The sequence below is a fragment of the Hafnia alvei genome (assembly GCF_034424155.1).
In the GTDB taxonomy this organism is placed as follows: domain Bacteria; phylum Pseudomonadota; class Gammaproteobacteria; order Enterobacterales; family Enterobacteriaceae; genus Hafnia; species Hafnia alvei.
This window is the reverse complement of the sequence record NZ_CP139992.1, coordinates 939,332-962,881: the sequence shown is the minus strand read 5'-3', so window position 1 is coordinate 962,881 and position 23,550 is coordinate 939,332. Positions and strand designations below refer to the sequence as shown.

The following is a 23,550-nucleotide window of genomic DNA, read 5'->3' as shown; positions in this document are numbered from 1 at the left end:
AAAAAATGTCCCTGAGGATAATCACTCAGGGCGCGGTATTGTACTCGGTCTCTCATCGGTATGCTATGCCATTAGACCTAGCTTTATGAATGAATTCCCGATTTGCGTGATCGATTAACGAGTGCGCGGACAAACTTCATTGTTTGCAAAGAAATAGGCGATTTCGCGCTCAGCAGACTCTAATGAATCAGAACCATGAGCAGCGTTTTCAGTCAGACTATCCGCATAGTCAGCACGCAACGTGCCAGCTAAAGCATTTTCAGGATTAGTCGCGCCCATGATTTCGCGATTACGGCGAACCGCATCTTTGCCTTCCAGAACCTGAACCATGATTGGGCCAGAAGTCATGAAATCCACTAGACCGTCAAAGAACGGACGACCTTTGTGTTCGGCGTAGAAACCTTCCGCCTGTTCACGAGTCAGATGAACCATTTTTGCCGCAACAATTTTCAGGCCTGCTGCTTCAAAACGAGAATAAATAGCGCCGATAACATTTTTAGCCACCGCATTCGGTTTTACGATGGAGAAGGTACGTTCTACTGTCATTTAAACCTCTGTCTAACTTCCAATGAGAGCCGTTATTTCCACTAGACCTTGGTATAACACCAATGATTATAGGGATACTTTTTATGAGTTTACGAGCAGTAAGAGGCAGATGGAATATTTTTAGAGCACTAACCATTTGAATGAAAGGATTATTCTCTTATTTCACACCTCGAAAGCCGAACCCCGGCCGTGAATCGCCGCCGATTATAGATGGGCGGCTAATATTTGCCTATTGAAATGAGATAAAAATGTTAAGGAAATATTACTTTTTTGATTTGAAGCACAGTGCGAATTTACTCCACCTGAAAATCAGCGCTAGTCAGCTGGCCGCCGTCGTCCATAACCGTTAGCTGATATCGTCCTGCACGCGTAAAGCTATAGGCAAACTGTGGTGCCTGAGAAACCAGTTCTCCGTTTAAGAACCACCAGCGTTCCCCTTTTCCCCCTTGCGTCGTTAAGCGCAAATCGATGCGAGTCTTACCCGGCGGACGGCGCAGAATCGAACCATTATTGAGCCCAATTAAAATGAGTGGTGCAGAAACTGTCTCGACCGGTGGCGGACAAGTTTGGCTTGCCATAGGCAAACGGTGGGATCTTTTTTCGGCCTCTGGGAGCCAAGGCTCTAGCGGCAACGGCCATAGCGCGAGCTTTTTCTCAACCGCTCCCACACATTCAGGGGCAACACGCTCGCCTTTATCGTTTAACCATTGACGCAGCCAAATTCCCTGACTGCTTTCCTGCCCTGGGGCAACGAGCGTAGGCGGAATAGTGCCATCCAGTATCCATGCGGAGCGGCGTTGGCGACAGTTGGTATCCTGCGCGTTTAGCGACTGACCGCCGGGCCAGCAGATCACCGCACTGGAAACCGAGCGCGGCCGAGGGTCTATCGGCCATCCATTGCCACGCAGGCGTGGATTATTCAGCAGCAAATTATTGAGCTGAAACAGCAGCGGTATCGCCGTCGCATAGCCAAATTGCCCTGCAACCGGAGTACCATCTGGGCGTCCAACCCACACACCAATGGTGTAGCGTGCATTCAGGCCGACGGCCCATGCATCACGATAGCCAAAACTGGTTCCCGTCTTCCATGCCAGCGGAACCACCGCAGACAGGGAATCATCCGGTTCAGGCCTTGCCTGCCCTGCCAGCGTACGGCGGATAATCCACGCAGCCCCCGGAGACATCAGCGGCCGATTATGAATTTTTTGCGTGGGTACAAAACGCAAATCTGCACTTTGTCCATGCCGCGCTAGCGCACTGTAGGCAGAAACCAGCTGATCTAACCTAATGCCCGCGCCGCCTAAAATGAGTGATAAGTTAGGCTCAGCATAAGCGGGAAAACGTAACGTTAGCCCTGCATTGCGCAGCTCGGCGGTAAATCGCTTTGGGCCATAGGCTTCCATCAGCTGTACCGCGGGGAGATTCAACGAACGCGTGAGTGCTTCACTTGCCGCCACGGCGCCATGAAATCCCGTATCAAAATTTCCCGGCCGATAATCGCCAAAACGGCGCGGCACGTCCTGCAACAAAGATTCGTTGTGGATAATCCCATCATCCAGCGCAAGCCCATACAAAAAAGGCTTGAGAGTGGAGCCGGGAGAACGCCACGCGCTCACCATATCCACATAGCCAAAGCGCGAGCGGTCGGCAAAATTCAGCGATCCTAAGTAGGCTTTCACCTGCATATCCGTGTGATCAACAATCAGCACGCCTACTGATGTTTTCGCCGGCAGACGTGAAAGCCATCCCTGCGCTAACGTTTCAAGCTGCCGCTGTAGAGCTGCATCGATAGTTGTTTCAATGACATCCTGATGTGGATAGGTTTGCACCATGCGCCGTGCTAACAGTGGCGCTGTCTGCGGCATTTGTCGTGAAGCTAACCAAACTGGCTCTTGCTTAACATCATCCGCCTGCTGTTTTGTCCATACTTGATACTGCACCAAACGGTCTAGCACCTTGTTGCGCGCCGCCTGCGCGCGCTCTGGGTAACGATCTGGACGTAAACGGCTTGGCGCCTGAGGTAACACAGCCAGCAAGGCGGCTTCTCCACGAGTAAGCTCATCAGGCGGCTTACCTAAATAGGCCCAACTTGCCGCACCGATGCCTTGTAGCGTGCCACCAAAGGGCGCACGATTAAGATAGAGTTCAAGGATTTGAGTCTTGGAGAGATGCCATTCTAACTGTGCGGTGCGCCAGATTTGACGCACTTTTCCACCAAAGGTGCGAGGATGGGGATCGAGTAAACGCGCAACCTGCATCGACAGGGTGCTTCCACCGGAAATAATCTCACCGTGACTAAGATCTTGCCAAGCCGCTCGCGCAATAGCAAAAGGGTTAATGCCAGGGTGTTTATAGAACCAGCGATCTTCGTAAGTTAACAATGCCTGAAGATAATACGGCGACACTTGCTTGATCGTAATAGGGTAGCGCCATACCCCCTGCCCATCAGCAAAACGCCACAGCGGCGAGCCGTCCTCAGCGACAACAACCCTCGCCACTTGTACGTCACTCAGTGGTAGCGGCCAGACCTTATCAGCCAGCCACAACCCACTACAAATCAACAGCGCAAGCAGTGCGATTATCACGCACCACTTGCGTAAGCGTTTTAGTGACATCCTCAATCAGCTATCACTGAGCGATACTCACAGTTGCAGGCGTTTCCCCAACGGCGCGCCACTGCGGGATATACATTGATTCAACCTGCGGCGCAGGCAGTTGATATTTACCCGGCGTTACCGCTCTTGCCAGATACAGCAGAGTCGTATGCTGACCAGACTGAATATCCACCGCGGCCACATAACGATCGTCTCGGAACTCTTGATGTTTGAGCGTGGTCTGCCGTGATGCATCAAGCAACGAAGTCACCTCGGTTGCCGCATCATCTAAGCTTGCGCTAGCATCATTCAGGTTCTGGTTTTCCAGCTCAACGCCTGCGGGCAGCAGATCAACCACCAGCGCATCCGGCACATGCTCTGACGCCCACACATCCAGATGAACCAAAATTAGCTGCCCACTTTTCAGCTGCGCCAAATCAACCGGCTTGCCATCTAATCCTAAGAAATCACGTTTAATATTGAGAATATTGCTCATTGGCTGTGGCGCGCTATTTGGATAACCCACCACGTCAAAACGCGGATATAACGTGGACTCGCCTTGGTTATTAATCACCAAACCATTAGAGAGCCAAGATTCATCATAGCTTTTGACCTGAGCTTGCTCGCCATAGGCTAAATCGACACCTTTAGCCGATGAAATCACGCCTTTCCATTCACTTTCCGGCTGGCCGATAAAACCTTTGCCTGCCATAAATACCGCATTCTGTTCTTGGGTCGAAAGGTATTCAGTGGTCGTTAATCGATCCGACAATGAAAGTAAGCGCTGTTCCTGCGTTTTTGGCTCGAGGTTAAACTCTTCCATCAGCGCTAGAATCATCGCGTCATCGCGCACTGGGCTACCGTAGTCTTCCAGCCAATAGTTCGTTGCCGAGCGCTGCAATGCCAAACCTTGCTTGAGCACTTCTTCGCTGCGCGGTGTATCTCCCATCAGCTTAAGCGCAATGCCTAGCTGAATGAGAGGTAAACCGGACTCAGCCTGAGTACGACGCTCATACAACTGGCGCAAAGCACCTAATGGTGCCTGTTTTTGCTGTGCTAAAACGAGCCCTGCATAAGCCTGCACCGCAAAACGCGTCGCATCTGGACGTGCGCTGCTGTTAACATCGATTTGATTGCGATCCTGGAGATAGCGCAATAGCGCGGCATCCGCCTGTTTCAACCCGTCATCCTGTACGGCAAAACCGCGTTCACGCGCACGATGCAAGAAATCGGTAACATAAGCAGTTAACCAATACTCTTCTGGTCCATCGCTGCTCCACAGCGCAAAGCTGCCGTTATAGCGCTGCATACCCAGCAGACGGGTAATTCCTGTTTCAATATTCTGTCGACGAATGTCATCCGGAGAGGTTTTGATACCTAGCTGCGCCAACTGCTGTTGATTGGTATACAGCGATGGGAACAGGCCGCTGGTAGTTTGCTCCAGACAGCCGTACGGATAGGCATACAGTGCACGTACGTAACGCGCAATATTCAGCGGTGGTCGGCTAGTCAGTAGTAGTGATGCTTCTGGCGCAACGAGGCCTGAAAGTTGCTCAGGATCTACATGCCAGTTTTCACCAGGTTTAATAATGCTCGCCAAATGGCGAGTTTGAGCAGGGTATGCCGGACGTACACCGATTTTCCAGCTATGTTCATAATCACTGACTTGTTCGCCCGGTAGCTGCATTCCGACGATACGGATCGCAACGTTACCGTCCCCAAATCCATCTTTTGCGCTAACAGGAATAGTGATCGTTTTACGCTGTCCATTTTCGAGTTCAACCGTTTGGCTATTGTCGCCACTCAGGCTGATAAGGCCCGACGTGGTGAGTGCCACACCCAACGTTTGCGGATGCCCAGACAGATTCGTGACGTCCAGCGCCAGCTGGCTGCTATCGCCACCCGCTAAGAAGCGTGGTGTTTGTAGCTCTGCGATAACCGGTGCTGCGACCGTCATTTTACGTTCGGTGCTACCAAAATTTTGCCCATTCCACGCTTGAGCCATGAGTCTTAGCTCACCGTTAAAATCTGGCACTGGAAGCTGAAGCGTCCCGTTGCCATTTTCATCCAGCGTGATGCGTTGCAGCTGCTGCGCGACGATATTCACTTCCGTTGGGGGTTTCTTGCCCCCGCGTGACAGCGCATCTTCATCTTCGCCATCGCCACCAAAGCGCAGCGTTGCTAAACGCCCAGAGCCTTCGATAAGCTGCCCGTAAACATCATACTGATCCGCGCCGTAGCGTTTACGACCTAAGAAGGCGTCGTAAGGATCGGGCGTTTTGAAATCAGTAATACTTAAAACGCCGGTGTCCACGGCAGAAAGTAACACAGTCACTTCTTTTTGTTTCTCGCCCCCCGCCCCAGCAACGTTGACCTGAACCGGCACTGTCTGGTTTGGTCTGATTTTCTCTTGTGCTGTCAGCGTCACATTCAGCTTACGCGCTTCTTCATTGAGAGGAATATGTAATAAGCCTACCGCGCGTTTTGGCGTTACCTGCTTGTCTTTCTCACCGGGACGAACCACCAGCGCGTTGAAATAGAGATCGTGACGACGCCATTCTTGATTGAGCGGAACCTCTACCGTGGTACCAGCTTCTGGTACATCAATTTCCTGCCACCATAAAGGCCCTTCGCCAGACTCCAGCATCAGGTATCCCTTGCCAGCGGTTGGCGCGTTGATGGTCACTTTCACTTTTTCGCCGGGCTGATAATTAGGTTTATCCAGCTTCAGCTTCACTTGATCGGGGCGCACGGCTCCCGTGCCGTCAGTATTATCCTGCCAACGATATCCAGCCCAGAATCGAACGCTGTTGATCAGGCCGTTGGTTGGATCTTTAACTTCAAGACGGTAAGAACCCCATTCGACGGGGAAACTCACTTTCGCACTGCCGTCAACCGCAATATTTAGCGTTTGCTCGCCGACGGGCAGATCTTTTTGATCGTATTGAGACTGCCAGCCAGCGCCCTCAGACCACTGCCAGTAATAATCGCGACGCTCCTGGATCAGCGTGGCTTTCAGCCCCTGTTTAGCGAGGCGTTTCCCCAGCGGATCGGTATAGATCACATCAAAAGCAGCATCGCTATTTTCATCAACCATCGGCTGCTTACGGTAGCTATTGGTTTGATAATCATAAATATCTTGTTGCCCGAATAGCGGGCGGATCGCTGACAGCTGCTTGGCTGGCCAAATATCCTGCTCGCTACGTCGAGTCACCGGACGGCCACCAGACTCTAAAAGACTCGCTTGGAAAATCAGACGCACAGGAGATTTAACATCGGCCCACTGACTTTCCGTTTCAATGTTTGCCGTTCCCTGCTCATCGAGCGTGGTATCGACTTCATCTAAGGAGCGCTTTAGATTTTCTTCCGTGGCCGAACCAAAGCTGTAACCCGGTAATTCGGTCACCGCTTCACGCAACGGACGTAAATAAAGCTGCCCTTGAAGACGGTTCATGGCCGCCGGAGCTCCATATAAATAGCGTCCTGACACATTGAAACTGGCGCTCTGCTGCATCTCAATTGGAGATGCGCTTTCCGGTTTGATTTCCAATGCCATGCGCTCAGGCATGAAGTCTTCAACATTAATCGCGTAGTAGCGCGGCTGGTTGTCGCCAAGATTGAAACGTAGCGACCATTTGCCCGTCGCCGCATTTTCAGGCAGCGCATAACGATATTGATATAACCCATTCTCCGGCTTCCAAACGAAGCTTGATGCCACGCTATCGTCTGGACGCAACACATCGACTTTTATCGGTTGCTCAGGCAAAGGCTGCCCATCGGCATCGCGCAACAGAGCATTCACGATCACCGTTTCACCAGGGCGATAAAGATCGCGTGGGCCAAAAGCAAATAGCTGCTTGCTGAAGCCTTCTGGGCCACCAATATCAAACTCACTGAGGTCGAGCGCTGGCTGCGTCAGATCGATAATACTGGTCTGCCCGTTTTGGTTCGCCAGTAACAGCTTCGCTTTTGGCGATTTGCTTAGCTGTGCATGCCCCTGCGCATCGGTTTTACCTTCCGTTAGCACACGCCCTTTTTCATCTAACACCTGCAATGCCACATCAGACATCGCACCACCGCCCGCTAAGGCCTGAGTGAAGACATCCATTCGTTCGTGATAGCTGTGCAGTGAAACACCGATATCGCTCAGGGTTAGTAGCGTAGCCGGATTACTGTAGCTGTAACGCCCCGCCTGCTGCATAACGGCCAAATAAACTCCGCTCTCTTGCAGAGGTTTGATATCGCTCAGGGGAAGCTGAAGCTTTTCTCGTGTATTGCGCTGAGGATTGAGATCAAAGCGGCCGCTGTAGACCAAATCCGCCATTTTTAGCAGTTCATCAGATCGCCATGACTCCACCGATTGGCCGTAGCCCCACTCGGATAAAAACGCAGGTAACGATGCAGGCTTAATGCGATAAAAATTGACGTCTACGCTGTTTACGTTAAGCGCCATCACCGGCAAACCCGCAGCCACTTTACCGGGCAATAACGAACCGCGGCTAGCAAATCCAACGCTTGGCTGAATATCTTTGGTGGCAATTTTTTTCTGTGTTTCTTTACCTAACGTTGCGCCATTAAGCGCCACTAAGGAGGGATCAATCGTGAGGAGTAATTTGCGTTTAGGCTCCAGATGACGCAACCGCAGTTCGCGCAGATTATCTGAAAGCTCCCATGCTCCGTCGATTTTGCCTTTTTCGGTATCCACTAAGTGAACGCTATCGGCAAATTGTTGTTTAGGATCTAACGGAATGGAAAAAGTGAGCACAAGGGCGGCTGCCCCATCAAGCTGTAGCTCCGAGGCATCGAGTAAAGTGAGCGTTTTGCCCTGCGATTGTTTCGCCATTTGCGCCAAGTCGGTGTCACTCAACGCTTTCTTTTGCGTGGCGACAGCGGCGGGATCCGCTGTGGTAGTGGTTTTCACATCGCTATTATCACAGGCAGAAAGTGCAGTAATAAGCGCTGCCACGAGTACACTACGGCGCAACATGCGGACAGAGCGGCAGCTTTGTGACTGAGATGATCCTTGGCGCATAACATTTTCCATTTTTAATCCGAATAACACTATTATCCGTGACAAACAATGAAAGTGAAATGGCGAAACCTTAATTCGGATTATGCTAGGCCTAAAATGACAAAGAGAGCCTTGCGGCTCTCAACATTATTGGATGATTAGGCTGTTCCGCTGGAAGGAATGCTGTTGCGTAGCCAACTGCCCCAGCGTCGCTGATAAAACGGCTGGGTATGCGTTTTCAAATAATGACTTACCGCATCCCCTTTTTCATCGGTGACGAGGCAAAGATCTACCGGCTCATCTTCTGGTGCGGTTTCACTCGCCAAGCTGCCGGTTTCCTGAATGAGCAAGTCGATCTCTTCATCAGTGCCATCAATTTCTAACCCAATCAATAAATTAGGTTTTTCATCAATCGCCTGATCCTGAAATATCGCTAAATAGGCATTACGTACAATCTTACGTTGGGTAAATAGCGTGGTTAACGCATCTACCATAGCAGACGGATATTCTTCAGGCTGACCAAGCAAAATTTTACTTCCGCCATCAACCACTTGCTCCATCGGCTGTGCCATACCGCCCGTTTGCAGCAGCATCGCCACTTCCTGCGCGTAGAAAGCTTTGCCATATTCACATTTTGGATTCAAAAACAGCTGAGCGCCTTTGGTCATCGCAAACAGATCGCGAACCGGTAACGCCATAAACGGCTGTTCTTCGTCTTCTACCGCCTGCTGCAACATCTTCAACGACGAGAAAAACGGGATCGTCGAGAGTCCGTCTTGCATTTCCCAATGCTGTACATTCAGCTCACCGTTAGGCGCAATGATAAGCTCGCCTTTATCCTGAACGCCGCTTTCAGCCAAAATATAAACGGTAGAATCCAGCAGCGTGCGGTAAAACAGAGTGCGGTAAGCGGGATCTTTCACCGCCTTTTCCAAGCTTTTTTCGAGCTGCTCTTCTGGGGTGTCATGGTGGTGATCGTGATGATGAGAACTCATCGGGTGCTCCAAAATCGATATGTAATGACCCCACCCTAGCCCTCCCCTTCACAGGGGAGGGAACAGAATTGATGCACAATATAAATTTGTGCTCGGACAGCCCCTCCCCCTGAGAAGGGGGAGGCTGGGTGGGGGTCAGTCGTTCATAATTACGCTTTCGCTTTTTCCAGCAGTAAATTAGCCAGCGCACGCACGCCTAAACCGGTTGCGCCCGCAGCCCACTGATCGACGGCGCTTTTGCGATAGGTAGCCGAGCAGTCAATATGCAGCCAGCCTTGACGGTATTCTTTAACGAAATAAGACAAGAACGCCGCAGCGGTGCTTGCGCCTGCGCCATATGCCGCACCAGCAACGTTATTGAGCTCCGCAAAGTTGGATGGCAGTTGGCTGCGGTGGAATTCAGCCAGCGGCAAGCGCCAGAAAGCTTCATTCTCTTGCTCAGCGCTTTGCAGCATGTCGGCAGCCAACGCGTCATCAAAGCTAAACAGGGCATGGTAATCGTTGCCTAGCGCCGTTTTAGCCGCGCCGGTCAACGTTGCACAGTCAATGATCATCGCCGCATTTTGCTCGGAAGCATCAATCAGGCCGTCAGCCAAAACTAAACGCCCTTCCGCGTCGGTATTCATAATCTCAACGGTTTTACCGTTGCGATAGGTAATGATATCACCCAATTTGAACGCATTGCCGCTAACTAAATTATCCGCGCAGCAAAGATAAAGTTTTACGCGCTGATTCAAACCACGAGAAACCGCCAGCGCCAACGCTCCGGTGACCGTAGCCGCACCACCCATGTCTGATTTCATGGAGTCCATGAAGGCACTTTGCTTCATGCTGTAACCGCCGGAGTCAAAGGTGATGCCTTTGCCCACCAAGCAGGCTAGAACAGGGGCGTCAGGATTTCCTGTTGGGTTATAATCCAGAGCCAGCAGCACAGGAGAACGCTCCGAGCCGCGACCCACCGTGTGCAAACCCATGTAGCCTTGCTCGCGCAGATCTTCACCTTTGGTGATACGGTAGCTCACATTGTCACAGGCAACGCTGCACATCAGATCAACCGCGCGCTGTGCCAACTGAGATGGCCCCACTTCTTCGGCTGGCGCATTGATCGTATCACGCACCCAGTCGACGATCTTCAAGCGACGATCTAATTCAGCGCGATCGGATTCGCTCAGATCGGGCCACTGTACTTGACGCGATCCTTTTGGCCCACGATAACCCTGCCAAAAAGCCCAGCATTTTTCCAAGTCCCAACCTTCACCCGCGAGATGAACCTGTTTGATACCTTGTCCATCAAGCTTGCGCGCAGCGCGCTGAACGGCAACAAGTTCACCATTACCGTTCAGATGAATAACCATCCCTTCGCTGCCGGAACTCAGCAGCGCTTTTTCGCCCCAGCGTGCATCGGCTGGCTGATGGGATAGGCTTACGGGCATAAATTCGGTCGACATAAATCTTCTCCTGATATACCCAGCGTATTTGCAGCAACACATCGCTAAGTCGCTGGTCAAGTAAACGCGGGTATCTTTATTAATCGTTAGTTTTTCAGTGAAATTGATTTGCGATTAGCGTGTTCTATCAATATCTAGACTGTAGTAAAAGGGCCGCCTTTACAGGCAGCCCTTTAATTTTTACTCTGCTTCATCTAACCAGACTAGCAGGATAGCTTCCAGAATTTTTTCGTTCGATTTTGTAGGGTCATCGTCGAAATCTTCTAAATCGCAAATCCATTGGTGCATATCGGTGAAGCGCACGGTTTTAGGATCGATATCCGGAAACGCATCATACAGCGCTTCGCCAATCTCGCGGCTGTCTTGCCACTTCAGACCCATAATATTCTCCCAAACAAGCGTTATCGCCTATTTTTAATGCTCGCGAGCGTGGTTAACGGTATAACGCGGGATCTCGACAACCAGATCCTGATCCGCCACTTTTGCCTGACAGCTCAGACGGCTTTCCGGCTCTAAGCCCCACGCCTTATCCAGCATGTCGTCTTCCAGCTCACTGCTTTCATCCAGCGAGTCAAAACCTTCGCGAACGATGCAGTGGCAGGTTGTGCATGCGCAAGATTTTTCGCAGGCATGTTCAATTTCGATTCCGTTACGTAGAGCAACGTCGAGAATCGTTTCGCCTTCCTGAGCTTCAAGAACTGCGCCTTCAGGGCAGTGCTCCTGATTAGGAAGAAATACGATTTTTGGCATTTTTAAACCTCATCCACAGAATGACCAGCCAGCGCTCGGCGAACAGATGCATCCATCCGGCGCGCAGCAAATTCTTGCGTTTGTGCATCAAGCACTTTAATCGCAGCTTCAATATCTCCGGCAACATCACCCGCAGCGGCCTGCTCTAGTGCAGTTACGGCCTGTTTAATGTTGCTCAGCTCTGACTCACTTAGCAGCGCAGAATCTTCTGCCAAGGCACCGGTCAGGCTCTCAAGCACGCGTGCCGCTTCAACTTTTTGTTCTGCCAGCATGCGCGCGCTGATATCCCCACTGGCATTAGCCATGGAGTCTTTAATCATGGTGATGATTTCGTCATCGCTCAAACCATAAGAAGGCTTGACCTGAATCGACGACTGAACGCCGGTGGATTTCTCCATCGCGGTAACGCTCAGCAGACCATCGGCATCAACTTGGAATGTCACACGGATATGTGCGCCACCCGCAGGCATTGCCGGAATGCCACGCAGTGTGAAACGCGCCAGAGAGCGGTTGTCTTGCACCAGCTCACGCTCGCCCTGTACCACGTGGATCATCATGGCATTTTGGCCATCTTTGAAAGTGGTGAATTCTTGCGCACGCGCCACTGGAATGGTGGTATTACGCGGGATTACCTTCTCAACCAAACCGCCCATGGTTTCTAAACCAAGCGACAGTGGGATCACATCTAACAGCAACATTTCTGAGTCGGGTTTATTACCCACCAGAATGTCGGCCTGAATAGCTGCGCCAATCGCCACCACGCGATCGGGGTCAATAGAGGTCAACGGCGTACGGCCAAAGAACTCCCCGACCAGCTCACGAACCAACGGAACGCGCGTTGAACCGCCAACCATAACCACTTCAATCACTTCATCCGCGGTAACGCCTGCATCTTTCAGCGCGCGACGGCATGACAGCAAAGTACGTTTTACCAATGTGCCAATCAGTTCATCAAACTGTTCACGGGTAACACAGCCTTTCCAACCCGCAACTTCAACGTCGACTTTTTCAGCATCGCTGAGTGCGATCTTGGCTTCCACCGCCACATCAAGGAACTGGCGCTGAATACGCGCATCGCTGCGATCGGCATAGCCAGATTGTTCGCGTAGGAAATCGGCTAACAGGTGATCGAAATCATCGCCGCCCAGCGCGGAATCGCCGCCGGTTGCCAGCACTTCAAATACGCCACGGCTTAGGCGCAAGATAGAAATATCGAAGGTGCCGCCGCCCAAATCGTAGACTGCAATAACGCCTTCTTGGCCGGAGTCTAGGCCATAGGCAATCGCTGCCGCCGTGGGTTCATTGAGCAAACGCAACACGTGTAGACCGGCTAAACGCGCAGCATCTTTAGTTCCCTGACGCTGAGCATCATCAAAATAGGCAGGAACGGTGATGACCACGCCATCAAGCTCGCCTTCCAAGGTCACTTTGGCGCGCTCGGCCAACGCTTTTAAGATCTCGGCAGAGACTTGGATAGGGTTAACCGAACCCCCTTCCGTGATCATCATCGGCAAACCATTTTCGCTCGCCTCAAACTGATACGGCATATGCGGATAGCGCGCCTGAACATCTGTCAAAGAGCGTCCCATAAGACGTTTAGCGGAACTGATGGTATTAACCGGATCTTGCGCTGCCTGCTGGCGAGCATCGTAGCCAACCACAATGTCATCTTTCAGATAATGAACGACAGAAGGCAGCAAATGACGGCCCTGCGCATCGGCCAGAGTTTCTGCTTGGCCGCTGCGCACGGTCGCCACCAATGAATTGGTAGTACCTAAATCGATACCCGCCGCTAAACGGCGTTGATGCGGAGCAGCACTCAGCCCCGGCTCACTAATTTGCAATAAAGCCATCTTGAGCTTCCGTTAAACAAGATTTGTTAGAACAATTTCTGTGTGAAAACAGCCATTGAATCAACGCAATCAAAAATCGGTTATAGGCCCAGCAGTTTTTCTTCGAGTTGTTCCACTTGCTGCTGTAGCTTGTCGAGAAAACGTAGCTTACGCACGGTGTCTGCGGCTGATTCCCACTGCTGTTGATCCAGCTCGGAAAGCATTTGCGCACTGCGCGTTTTGGTCATTTTAGCGATCCGCGCAGAAAAGGCCATCAGCGCCTCTTCGGGATCGGCATGCCGCGCAATACCATCCAGCTCTTCACGCAGTTCAAGTTGCTCCATCAGGAACGACGTATCGCGCATAGTGTGCTGTTCATTGCCTAAGTCAAACCCTTGTAATGACAGCATATACTCTGCGCGTTTAAGGGGATGTTTTAACGTTTGGTAGGCATCATTGATGGTGGCAGCTTGTTGAATAGCCTGCATGCGCTCGCGTTCAGGTTTAGACGCATAGCGATCGGGATGGAATTGGCGCTGCAATTCCTGATAGCGTGAAGCAAGAAGGCTGCCGTCCACTGGGTAGCGAACCGGCAGCCCGAATAATGTGAAGTAATCCATGCCGTGCTCTGATGTTAGTCTGTGGATGAGGTATCCCAAAATACCTCATATACCCTAAATAATTCGAGTTGCAGGAAGACGGCAAGTTTGTGGAACCCTAGAAATTGGCTAGGATAAACAAACGTAGCCAACACACATGCGGCTCGTATTATGGCGGATATACAAAACGTTGCGATACGTCAGCAGCCCAGCCAATCAGACGTTAAAGCTTTCGCCGCAGCCGCACTCGCTAGTCATGTTTGGGTTGTTGAATTTGAAGCCTTCGTTCAAGCCTTCTTTCACGAAGTCCAGCTGAGTACCGTCAAGATACGCCAAGCTTTTACCATCAACGATCACTCTTACGCCTTTGTCTTCAAACACCACATCATCTTCGTTAGGTGCATCAACAAATTCCAGTACATACGCCATTCCCGAACAGCCAGAAGTTCTCACTCCCAGACGTAAGCCATACCCTTTACCGCGGTTAGCCAAAAATGTCTGTACGCGCTGTGCGGCAGCGTCGCTCATGCTAATAGACATACAACAACCTCAATTCTTATTAAGCGTTTCTCTGATAACGGCTACTGGCGATTCAATCTTAAATCGCCAGTCCTGAAACCCACTGAAAAACGTCTACAGATTACTTAGCGGAATGCTTGGTTTTATAATCAGCAATCGCCGCTTTAATGGCGTCTTCAGCCAGAATCGAACAGTGGATCTTCACCGGAGGCAGCGCCAGTTCTTCAGCGATATCAGTATTCTTGATAGCCTGAGCCTGATCCAAAGATTTGCCTTTTACCCATTCGGTAACCAGTGAACTTGATGCGATCGCTGAACCACAGCCATAAGTCTTAAAGCGGGCGTCTTCAATGATACCCTCATTGTTGACTTTAATCTGCAACTTCATCACGTCGCCACACGCTGGTGCGCCGACCATACCGCTACCAATGCTCGGATCTTCGTTGTCGAAGGAACCGACGTTGCGCGGGTTTTCATAATGATCAATAACTTTGTCGCTGTAAGCCATAACGTTACTCCTTAAATTTGAATCCTGAGATTAATGAGCAGCCCACTCAATGGTGCTGATGTCTACGCCCTGCTTGAACATATCCCACAGCGGAGACAGGTCACGCAGACGGCCAATAGACTTACGAACCAGAGCAATGGCGTAGTCGATCTCTTCTTCCGTGGTAAAGCGACCCAATGAGAAACGAATTGAGCTGTGTGCTAACTCATCGTTCATTCCCAAAGCACGCAGCACGTATGACGGCTCCAAACTCGCAGAAGTACAGGCAGAACCAGAAGACACGGCCAGATCTTTCAGAGCCATAATCAGCGATTCGCCTTCGACGTAATTAAAGCTTACGTTCAGGATATTCGGTGCACCGTGCTCTAAAGAGCCGTTCAGGTACACTTCTTCAAGATCTTTCAGGCCATCCCACAGACGGTCACGCAGCGCGCGCAGACGTGGAACTTCGGTAGCCATTTCTTCTTTAGCGATACGGTAAGCTTCACCCATACCGACGATCTGATGAACAGGCAATGTGCCTGAACGCATACCACGTTCATGACCGCCACCGTGCATCTGTGCTTCGATACGAACGCGTGGTTTGCGGCGAACGTACAGGGCACCAATTCCTTTCGGGCCATAAATTTTGTGGCCGGAGAAGGACATCAAATCGACTTTCAATTTGCTCAAATCGATCGGAAGTTTGCCAACGCTTTGCGTCGCATCAACGTGGAAGATGATGCCACGACTGCGGCACAGTTCACCGATAGCTTCGATGTCCTGAATCACGCCGATTTCATTGTTCACATGCATGATAGAAACCACGATGGTATCTTCACGCATGGCGGCTTCCAGCTCTTTAAGATCGATAATACCGTTACGCTGCGGTGCCAGATAGGTCACTTCAAAGCCTTCACGTTCTAACTGACGGCAGGTGTCCAGCACAGCTTTGTGTTCGGTTTTGCTGGTGATAATGTGCTTGCCTTTTTTCTGATAGAAATTGGCAGCGCCTTTAATCGCCAGGTTGTCAGATTCGGTTGCTCCGGAGGTAAAGACGATCTCACGCGGATCGGCACCGACCAGTTCAGCAATGTTGTTACGTGCGATATCTACCGCTTCTTCCGCTTGCCACCCGAAACGGTGGGAACGCGAAGCCGGGTTACCGAAAGTACCGTCCAAGGTTAAAAACTGCATCATCTTCTCAGCTACGCGCGGATCGGCTGGCGTAGTGGCTGAATAGTCTAGATAAATCGGTAATTTCATTCTCTTGCTCCGTACATCACTTCCAAATTAGTACATTTAAAGAAAGTGTTATGACTCGTCGTCGCAGCTGCTTATGCGCGCAGATTCACGTTAATCGTGTCCTGACGACCGTTAGTATTAGCACCACGACGCGTATCGGAATTCTGGCGATCGGCAACATCCAGCACTTCTTGGTTATTCACCAATTCAGCCAGAGTGATGTTATTCAGAAAACCGCTGATACGCTCACTCAGGTCACGCCATAGCGTGTGCGTCAAACAACGGGTTCCACCCTGACAACCTTCTTTACCCTGACAGCGCGTTGCATCAACAGATTCATCAACGGCAGTGATCACGGTACCTACGGCGATTTCGGCTGCGTCTTTACCCAGCAAATAACCACCGCCTGGCCCACGCACGCTGGAAACTAATCCATTTTTGCGCAGACGTGAAAATAATTGTTCCAAATAAGAGAGCGAGATGCCCTGACGTTCGGAAATATCTGCCAGTGGAACTGGCCCTTCCTGGGAGTGCAATGCTACATCAAGCATAGCTGTAACAGCGTAACGGCCTTTGGATGTCAGTCTCATGGCAAATAGTAACCTTTAAGAAAAAAGATGAAACACGCTTACTTATCGAACGTGTTAATTTTCTCATTCCTGAGTAAAACAGTCAACTATTTAACCTAGTAATTCACTCAACTATTACATCTTGTTAAAAAAACGTTACCACTGGAACAACAATCCCTGTTTACTATCAGCATCTTACTCATCGAAATACCTGTGTATTTTACTATGATATTCCGACGAAAGCAGTCATGAATTAGTGCTTTCCGTGCTCTTGCTTCTCAATTGAAGCCAAAATACCGCGCAAAATGTTCAATTCTTGCGCTTCAGGACGCGCACGCGTAAACAATCGACGCAAACGGCTCATGATATTTCCAGGATGCGTTGGGCGAATGAAGCCTGTCACATGCAACGTTTCTTCTAGATGAGCGTAGAAACGTTCGAGATCGTCCACCAACGGATATGGCTCTTCTTCTGCTACCGGCTGGTGAGCGGCAATACGATCCAGATGCGCTACGCGAATTTCATACGCGATGATCTGCACCGCCATGGCTAAATTCAGAGAGCTATATTCTGGGTTAGCTGGGATGGCGACATGATAATGACACTTTTGCAGCTCATCATTGGTCAAGCCCACGCGCTCACGACCAAACACAATCGCGACTGGCGCATGTTCAGATTCCATCGCGCTGCGCTGACCACATTCACGTGGCTCTAGCATTGGCCACGGCAGTGAACGCGAACGGGCGCTCGTTCCGACAACCAAGCTACAACCGGCAATTGCTTCATCGAAAGTATCTACGATAGTGGCATTACCGATCACATCGCTGGCACCCGCAGATAAGGCAATAGCCTGAGAATCTGGCTTGACCAGTGGATTAACGAGATAGAGGTTGGTTAACCCCATAGTTTTCATAGCTCGTGCAGTCGAACCCATGTTTCCGGTATGGGAAGTCTCCACCAGCACAATACGAATGTTGTCCAGCATGCTAACTCTGATTTGGTTTGGATAATCGCAATATCTTAACATAAAGCGCGTATTGATCGTTTCTATTGATTTAATCCGTTTCTAATAGAATTCTCATTTTTGGTTTTTCGTTGACCTAGCAAAACGCCCCATCGCGATAGTTCTGCCAAATATAAAGAAGAAACGAATTGAAATCAGGCGTGGCTGTTTAATTCGCAGCCTGCTATACTGCGCGCCGTTTCCTGTTCTTTAACATCCCGTGGAAGATACCCATGCATCCGATGCTGAATATCGCCATACGCGCTGCGCGTAAGGCTGGTAACCTGATTGCCAAAAATTACGAAACTCCTGACGCTGTTGAAACTACACAGAAAGGCAGCAACGATTTCGTGACCAACGTTGACCGTGACGCTGAACACCTGATCATTGAGACTATCCGTAAGTCTTACCCTAAGCACACGATTATCAGCGAAGAACGCGGTGAATTGGTCGGTGAAGATCACGACATTCAATGGGTAGTTGATCCACTGGATGGCACTGCAAACTTCATCAAACGTCTTCCACACTTCGCGGTATCTATCGCTGTACGCATCAAAGGCCGTACAGAAGTTGCTGTGGTCTATGATCCAATGCGTAACGAACTGTTCACTGCAACCCGCGGTCAGGGTGCACAGCTGAACGGCTATCGTCTGCGCGGCACAACCGCTAAAGATTTAGACGGCACCATTCTGGCGACCGGCTTCCCGTTCAAAGTTAAACAGCACGCACCTGCTTATATTGCGATCCTTGGCAAGCTGTTTACCCAGTGTGCAGACTTCCGTCGCACCGGCTCTGCAGCGCTTGATCTGGCCTATGTTGCCGCTGGTCGCGTTGACGGTTTCTTTGAGATCGGCCTGAAGCCTTGGGATTTTGCCGGTGGCGAATTGCTGGTTCGTGAAGCAGGCGGTCTGGTTACCGACTTTGTTGGCGGCCACAACTACCTGAGCTCTGGCAACATCATCGCGGGTAACCCTCGCGTAGTGAAAGCCATTCTGGCCAATGTCCGTGACGAACTGAGCGAAGCGTTGAAGCGTTAAGACTTCCGCTCGTTGAGTAAAAAAACCGCCCTTTCGGGCGGTTTTTTCATTTTAGCGACTTGCCAGACAGGTTAACCATCACCGAGACGGAATTATTGGAAATACTCCAACTCCCCTTTCCCTGCGATAGTAACGAGCCAGAAACAATAAGCAGGATACAAACGTACCGTTTCATTGTGCGATCCATGCAAAGACCGCTTCACAGCAACACCACCGGAGATCCTGCCGTGAAAACAAGCACTGTGATGCGCTTGTATTAACGATCAGCGGATTTCCTTTCCTTCGATCCGGTGCCTGCTTGCAAGGCAGCGAAAAGGGCCGTTAGGAATCATACTCCGTAATTAATCGTTTATTAAACATGACGTTTTTATCAAAACAACAAAAAACATTTACATTAAAAACGCCCACTAGGCTCCATAGTCTCTTTGACTTCCAGCGCAGGATAGGTTAAAAATAAACCACTGTGATGCGCTTGTTTATCTCGGTAATTTTACTACCGTACATTACCTCGATAATGAGACTTCGCCAGAAAGGCCGCTAACCTAACTGGCACAAAAAAACCGTCTTAAAGACGGTTTTTTTGTTTTTATCATGATGCTTTAACGACCAAAAATTCTACCACTACCCATCCCTACTGGAATTGCGCTTTGATACATCAGCAAACCAATAACAATAAGTAACGCACCGCCGATAAACATCAGCACTAATCCCCAATATGGGCTAAAGCTACGACCTCGTTCAACCGACCAGCGAACAACAATCTGTCGCGCTATATGAACCAAAAGCGCAATTCCGCTGATCGTTAATGCCGTCCCCGCCGCCATCGCCATCGCCGCTAAAATGCCCCAACTGTAAACGCCGATCACTTTGGAAAATAACAGCACCAAGATAGCCCCTGAGCATGGTCGCATTCCCATCGCTGCTACAACGGCAAACTGCGTTTTCCAGGTCGTCGCCGCCGCAATCTCGCCATCACTCGCCACATGTTTATGCCCACAACCACAGTTAGCCGAGTGCCGGTGCTCTTGATGAGTTTTATGATTCAACGGTTTAATCGCTGAAATCTGCAAGGGAGTCGAAGGCGTCCGGCGCCTAAGCGCCAAGACCTTCCTCAAAGCACGCCAACAGAGAATCGCACCTAAGACCACAACCAGCAGATAGCTGGCTTTCTCTAGCCAGAAACTACTTTGATGCAGATAGCGCGTCGAAAGTTGTAAAACACCTAACACTCCCGAAACAAGAGCTATCGCGACCAGACCTTGTAGCAACGAAGCGGCTAATGTCAGGCGTACACTGCTGCGTAATCGAGATGGGTTAGTGGCTAAATAAGTCGTTATCACGACTTTGCCATGCCCCGGCCCCAGAGCATGCAGGACGCCATAGGCAAAACTTAGCGCAACTAGGGTTAAACCAGCCTGTTTGGAATTATTCCCAACCTCCTGCAGAAGCTGGGACATCGATTGATGCAATGATTTTTGCCATTCGATCGCGACAAAAAGCCATTCGTTCCAGTGAACAGCGCCATACGCTAACGCTGAAATCAGCAGCAGTGCTGCTATAGCCAAAGGCACGTAGCGCCATCGTGTCGGTTTTTTGCGGGTTGTCGGCATGATCAATGACATGTGATCTCCACGCGCTGCGCAAACTGCTTCCCTAGCTCCATGTCTTCGTCAGGAGCATCTGCTTTATCAAGATTCTGCGCATAGGCTTGCAACGACGTATCTGGTTTAGGCGTTATCAATGCTAATTTACACCTTGCCTGAACATCGACAGGCAGAGTGATGGAAGCCGCATCGGCATAGGTCATATCAACGTAATAAGTGGGATCGTAAGTCAGCACGGAAAAATCGGCGTTCAAAGGCTGTGGTTTTGCCAGCAGCATTTCAAATGACAAAATAGCGTTATTACCATCGCGGCTGAGATGATATTCACGAGGACGATCGAGGAATTTGACCTTTTTGCCATCATGATAGAATTCAGTAAAGTAGTGCTGACCAATCACGTTTGCCATCACTTCTGCAGCTAGCTGTTTCCAGATTTCCGACCCGTTCGCCGCATTGCCCGCATCGTAAAGCAAGTCAGCCGATGTAAGCGGATCCATCGTCCACGTCATGTTCATTCCGATCAGTTGGTTATTGTTCACCACAAACGCATTTTTCATTTCAATAAAACTATGCGGGTGTGCAAACCCCGAGCGAGAAAAAATGAGCCCGATGATCGTGATTAACCAACCAGACCAGCGTAGAAATCGCTGTTTTTTAATCTCAAAATGCAACATAAACGTCCTGTTTAATCCTTAGCAACAGCCGCAAAACGCGGCGGGTAATCAAATTCATTCATTTCTGTATCACAAAAATACAAAAACATGGCACACCAGCACCGCGCCTTTGCACAACTTTGCTATTCTTAGCCAACAAAACATGTTCATTCACTGACCGAAACTAAAGAGATATGAATATGAGTTTAGACACACCTCTGGTGCCTGAGCTCTCAGCACAGCAAAGGCACTGTAATCTTGTGCTATTGCTTTTCACACCGACAACCCCGCTGCATCTGGCCACCATTGGCCGGATTAATCGCGTTTTGCCTGCACAAGCCGAACTAGACATTCACAGCGTGGCGCAGGAAATCATGCGTTTTCATGCACTGCGTGTGATCTTCCATCCTAAACAAGGCTATCGGCTACAAGGCTCGGCTTACGATCAGCGACTTTGTTTGCTGCATTGGTTAAGGCGCTCTCAGCGGCTTGTTCCCAACAGTATTGAAACTATTTTTGTGCCCCGCATCAATGAAAGCCCGGCGGGTATTACTACAGCGCATTTTTCGCAGCAAATCATCGATGTGCTTACGCAGGCCGAAGCCACTTTGCAGCGTATTTTTAGCGACCAACATCGCGATCTTATTCAGTCTTTTTTACACTACAGTCATTACCAAAGACAAACGACACCGCTCCCTGTCTTTCCAGCACATCTAAAACGCTGGCTGCAAGCCAAAGAAGAATACGGTGTGGCGAAAAATCTATGCCATGCCGCCTATGGGCAATTGCCTGATCCGGCGCTGGAGCTTGAATCAGAATTTACCACGCTGTTATTAACGCAGCTTAAAACCTACCGCTATTTACCCCAGATTTACCCAGAAGATCGGCGTTTGATGGATGAGATCGAGTTTGCTATTCAGCAAATAGAAAATGCCACCCACGTGACATTTAGCCATCGAGAACAGCTTTGTACTCAGCTGTTTGCCCATATGGGGCCCGCGATTGAACGATGCTTATTTGGCCTAAAAATCAGTAATCTGCTATTGGATGAAATCGAACTGCTTTATCCCGGTTTGATGAATATGACTCAACAGGCCGTTCATCATATTGAACTGGAGTACCATATTCATTTTCCACCTGAAGAGCTGTGCCTAATCGCCGTGAGTTTTGGTGCATGGTTGATACAGGAAGGCGTACTGGCAGACAAATAGACGGTTATCAGAGACAAAAAAGCCCGCTTTCAAAGCGGGCTTTTTACATCAAGCAAAAAGATTATGCGTAAACCGGCAGGCGTGCGCAAATATCCAATACTTTTTGTTTAGTACGTTCGATGGTGGCTTCGTCGTTGATGTTATCCAACACGTCACACATCCAGCCAGCAAGTTCACGCGCGTCAGCTTCTTTAAAGCCACGGCGGGTAATAGCCGGAGTACCCACACGAACACCTGAAGTCACAAACGGACTCTTCGGATCGTTAGGCACGCTGTTTTTGTTCACGGTGATATTTGCACGGCCCAACGCGGCGTCAGCATCTTTACCGGTGATATTTTTATCAACCAGATCCAGCAGGAACAGGTGGTTTTCAGTACCGCCGGAAACCACTTTGTAGCCACGGTTCAAGAATACTTCGACCATCGCTTTGGCGTTTTTAGCAACCAGCTGTTGGTAAGCCTTAAACTCAGGCTCCATCGCTTCTTTCAGAGCAACGGCTTTACCCGCAATCACGTGCATCAGAGGGCCACCCTGTGCGCCAGGGAATACCGCTGAGTTCAGCTTTTTATACATCTCTTCGCTGCCACCGTTGGCCAAAATCAGGCCGCCACGTGGACCTGCCAAGGTTTTGTGCGTCGTGGTCGTCACAACATGCGCATGAGGAACAGGGTTTGGATAAACACCCGCAGCCACTAAACCAGCCACGTGAGCCATATCAACAAACAGATAAGCACCGATGCGGTCAGCAATTTCGCGCATTTTCGCCCAGTCAACCACGCCAGAGTAAGCAGAGAAACCACCGATGATCATTTTCGGCTGGTGCTTTTCAGCTTGGGCGGCCAAGTCGTTATAGTCGATATGACCGCTTTCATCGATACCGTAAGGAACGATGTTGTACAGTTTGCCGGAGAAGTTAACCGGAGAACCGTGAGTTAAATGGCCGCCGTGCGCTAAGTTCATACCCAGCACGGTATCACCTGGCTGTAACAGCGCAGTGTATACGGCAAAGTTTGCCTGAGAACCGGAGTGCGGCTGTACGTTGGCATAATCAGCGCCAAATAGCTCTTTTGCACGATCGATGGCCAGCTGTTCAACAACATCAACGTATTCGCAACCGCCGTAGTAACGCTTGCCTGGGTAACCTTCAGCATATTTGTTGGTCAGCTGAGAGCCCTGAGCCTGCATAACACGCGGGCTGGTATAGTTTTCTGATGCGATAAGCTCAATGTGCTCTTCCTGACGCACGACTTCCTGCTCCATTGCCTGCCACAGCTCGGCATCGTAATCGGCAATGTTCATTTCACGCTTTAACATCCGCTTCTCCTGACTCAGCTAACCTGAATTGTCTATTCGCTATTGTTCAATAAAAACACACCCCGTAAGGCGACTGCCCACAGTGTAATATGTTTTCACCTTGTTACGATAGACCCTAGACCATGTTTTTAC

The 23,550-nt window shown here is 50.1% G+C and carries 19 protein-coding genes; 2 read left to right on the top strand and 17 right to left on the bottom strand.

Features of this window, described 5'->3' with window-relative positions:
• Positions 1-114: 114 nt before the first annotated feature.
• From ndk to trmJ, 14 genes are all read right to left on the bottom strand, one after another.
• Positions 115-546, bottom strand: a complete 432-nt coding sequence (gene ndk, locus U0008_RS04380; RefSeq protein WP_025800427.1) for a nucleoside-diphosphate kinase — start codon at positions 544-546, stop codon at positions 115-117.
• 293 nt (positions 547-839) lie between these two features.
• Positions 840-3,161, bottom strand: coding sequence for a peptidoglycan glycosyltransferase PbpC (pbpC, locus tag U0008_RS04375; RefSeq protein ID WP_043491265.1), 2,322 nt, complete (start codon positions 3,159-3,161; stop codon positions 840-842).
• Between the two features lie 13 nt (positions 3,162-3,174).
• A complete protein-coding gene (locus U0008_RS04370; protein WP_043491262.1) occupies positions 3,175-8,184 on the bottom strand; it encodes an alpha-2-macroglobulin family protein in 5,010 nt (1,669 codons plus the stop codon).
• 125 nt (positions 8,185-8,309) lie between these two features.
• Complete coding sequence (gene sseB, locus U0008_RS04365) at positions 8,310-9,146, bottom strand: enhanced serine sensitivity protein SseB (protein ID WP_025800424.1); 837 nt, start codon at positions 9,144-9,146, stop codon at positions 8,310-8,312.
• Positions 9,147-9,295: 149 nt separating this feature from the next.
• A complete protein-coding gene (gene pepB, locus U0008_RS04360) occupies positions 9,296-10,594 on the bottom strand; it encodes an aminopeptidase PepB (RefSeq protein ID WP_025800423.1) in 1,299 nt (432 codons plus the stop codon).
• Positions 10,595-10,774: 180 nt separating this feature from the next.
• Positions 10,775-10,975, bottom strand: a complete 201-nt coding sequence (iscX, locus tag U0008_RS04355) for a Fe-S cluster assembly protein IscX (RefSeq protein WP_025800422.1) — start codon at positions 10,973-10,975, stop codon at positions 10,775-10,777.
• Positions 10,976-11,008: 33 nt separating this feature from the next.
• Positions 11,009-11,344 carry an ISC system 2Fe-2S type ferredoxin gene (fdx, locus tag U0008_RS04350; RefSeq protein WP_025800421.1) on the bottom strand — a complete coding sequence of 112 codons (336 nt, stop codon included), beginning with the start codon at positions 11,342-11,344 and terminating at the stop codon, positions 11,009-11,011.
• A 2-nt stretch (positions 11,345-11,346) separates the two neighbouring features.
• Entirely contained in the window at positions 11,347-13,197 is a 1,851-nt protein-coding gene (gene hscA, locus U0008_RS04345) for a Fe-S protein assembly chaperone HscA (RefSeq protein WP_043491223.1), read from the bottom strand.
• Positions 13,198-13,277: 80 nt separating this feature from the next.
• Positions 13,278-13,796 carry a co-chaperone HscB gene (gene hscB, locus U0008_RS04340; protein ID WP_043491221.1) on the bottom strand — a complete coding sequence of 173 codons (519 nt, stop codon included), beginning with the start codon at positions 13,794-13,796 and terminating at the stop codon, positions 13,278-13,280.
• Positions 13,797-13,991: 195 nt separating this feature from the next.
• Positions 13,992-14,315 (bottom strand): iron-sulfur cluster assembly protein IscA, encoded by a 324-nt coding sequence (iscA, locus tag U0008_RS04335; protein WP_025800418.1) that lies wholly within the window; start codon positions 14,313-14,315, stop codon positions 13,992-13,994.
• A 100-nt stretch (positions 14,316-14,415) separates the two neighbouring features.
• A complete protein-coding gene (iscU, locus tag U0008_RS04330) occupies positions 14,416-14,802 on the bottom strand; it encodes a Fe-S cluster assembly scaffold IscU (protein WP_025800417.1) in 387 nt (128 codons plus the stop codon).
• A 30-nt stretch (positions 14,803-14,832) separates the two neighbouring features.
• Complete coding sequence (locus U0008_RS04325; protein WP_004847473.1) at positions 14,833-16,047, bottom strand: IscS subfamily cysteine desulfurase; 1,215 nt, start codon at positions 16,045-16,047, stop codon at positions 14,833-14,835.
• 71 nt (positions 16,048-16,118) lie between these two features.
• On the bottom strand, positions 16,119-16,616 hold the full coding sequence (gene iscR, locus U0008_RS04320) for a Fe-S cluster assembly transcriptional regulator IscR (RefSeq protein ID WP_004847474.1): 498 nt from the start codon (positions 16,614-16,616) through the stop codon (positions 16,119-16,121).
• 232 nt (positions 16,617-16,848) lie between these two features.
• Entirely contained in the window at positions 16,849-17,580 is a 732-nt protein-coding gene (trmJ, locus tag U0008_RS04315; protein WP_043491218.1) for a tRNA (cytosine(32)/uridine(32)-2'-O)-methyltransferase TrmJ, read from the bottom strand.
• Between the two features lie 251 nt (positions 17,581-17,831).
• Here trmJ and suhB point away from each other — a divergent pair, with 251 nt between their 5' ends.
• Positions 17,832-18,635, top strand: a complete 804-nt coding sequence (gene suhB, locus U0008_RS04310; protein ID WP_025800414.1) for an inositol-1-monophosphatase — start codon at positions 17,832-17,834, stop codon at positions 18,633-18,635.
• A gap of 599 nt (positions 18,636-19,234) precedes the next feature.
• Here the strand turns inward: suhB and U0008_RS04305 are convergent.
• On the bottom strand, positions 19,235-20,257 hold the full coding sequence (locus U0008_RS04305) for a nickel/cobalt transporter (RefSeq protein ID WP_043491215.1): 1,023 nt from the start codon (positions 20,255-20,257) through the stop codon (positions 19,235-19,237).
• Positions 20,248-20,913, bottom strand: a complete 666-nt coding sequence (locus tag U0008_RS04300) for a DUF1007 family protein (RefSeq protein WP_043491214.1) — start codon at positions 20,911-20,913, stop codon at positions 20,248-20,250. Before U0008_RS04300 ends, U0008_RS04305 begins: the two co-directional genes overlap by 10 nt.
• A gap of 179 nt (positions 20,914-21,092) precedes the next feature.
• On the opposite strand from U0008_RS04300, the gene U0008_RS04295 reads away from it, so the two are divergent.
• Entirely contained in the window at positions 21,093-22,103 is a 1,011-nt protein-coding gene (locus U0008_RS04295) for a PRD domain-containing protein (RefSeq protein ID WP_043491209.1), read from the top strand.
• 61 nt (positions 22,104-22,164) lie between these two features.
• Here the strand turns inward: U0008_RS04295 and glyA are convergent, their stop codons facing one another.
• Positions 22,165-23,418 (bottom strand): serine hydroxymethyltransferase, encoded by a 1,254-nt coding sequence (gene glyA, locus U0008_RS04290; RefSeq protein ID WP_043491206.1) that lies wholly within the window; start codon positions 23,416-23,418, stop codon positions 22,165-22,167.
• Positions 23,419-23,550 lie beyond the last annotated feature (132 nt).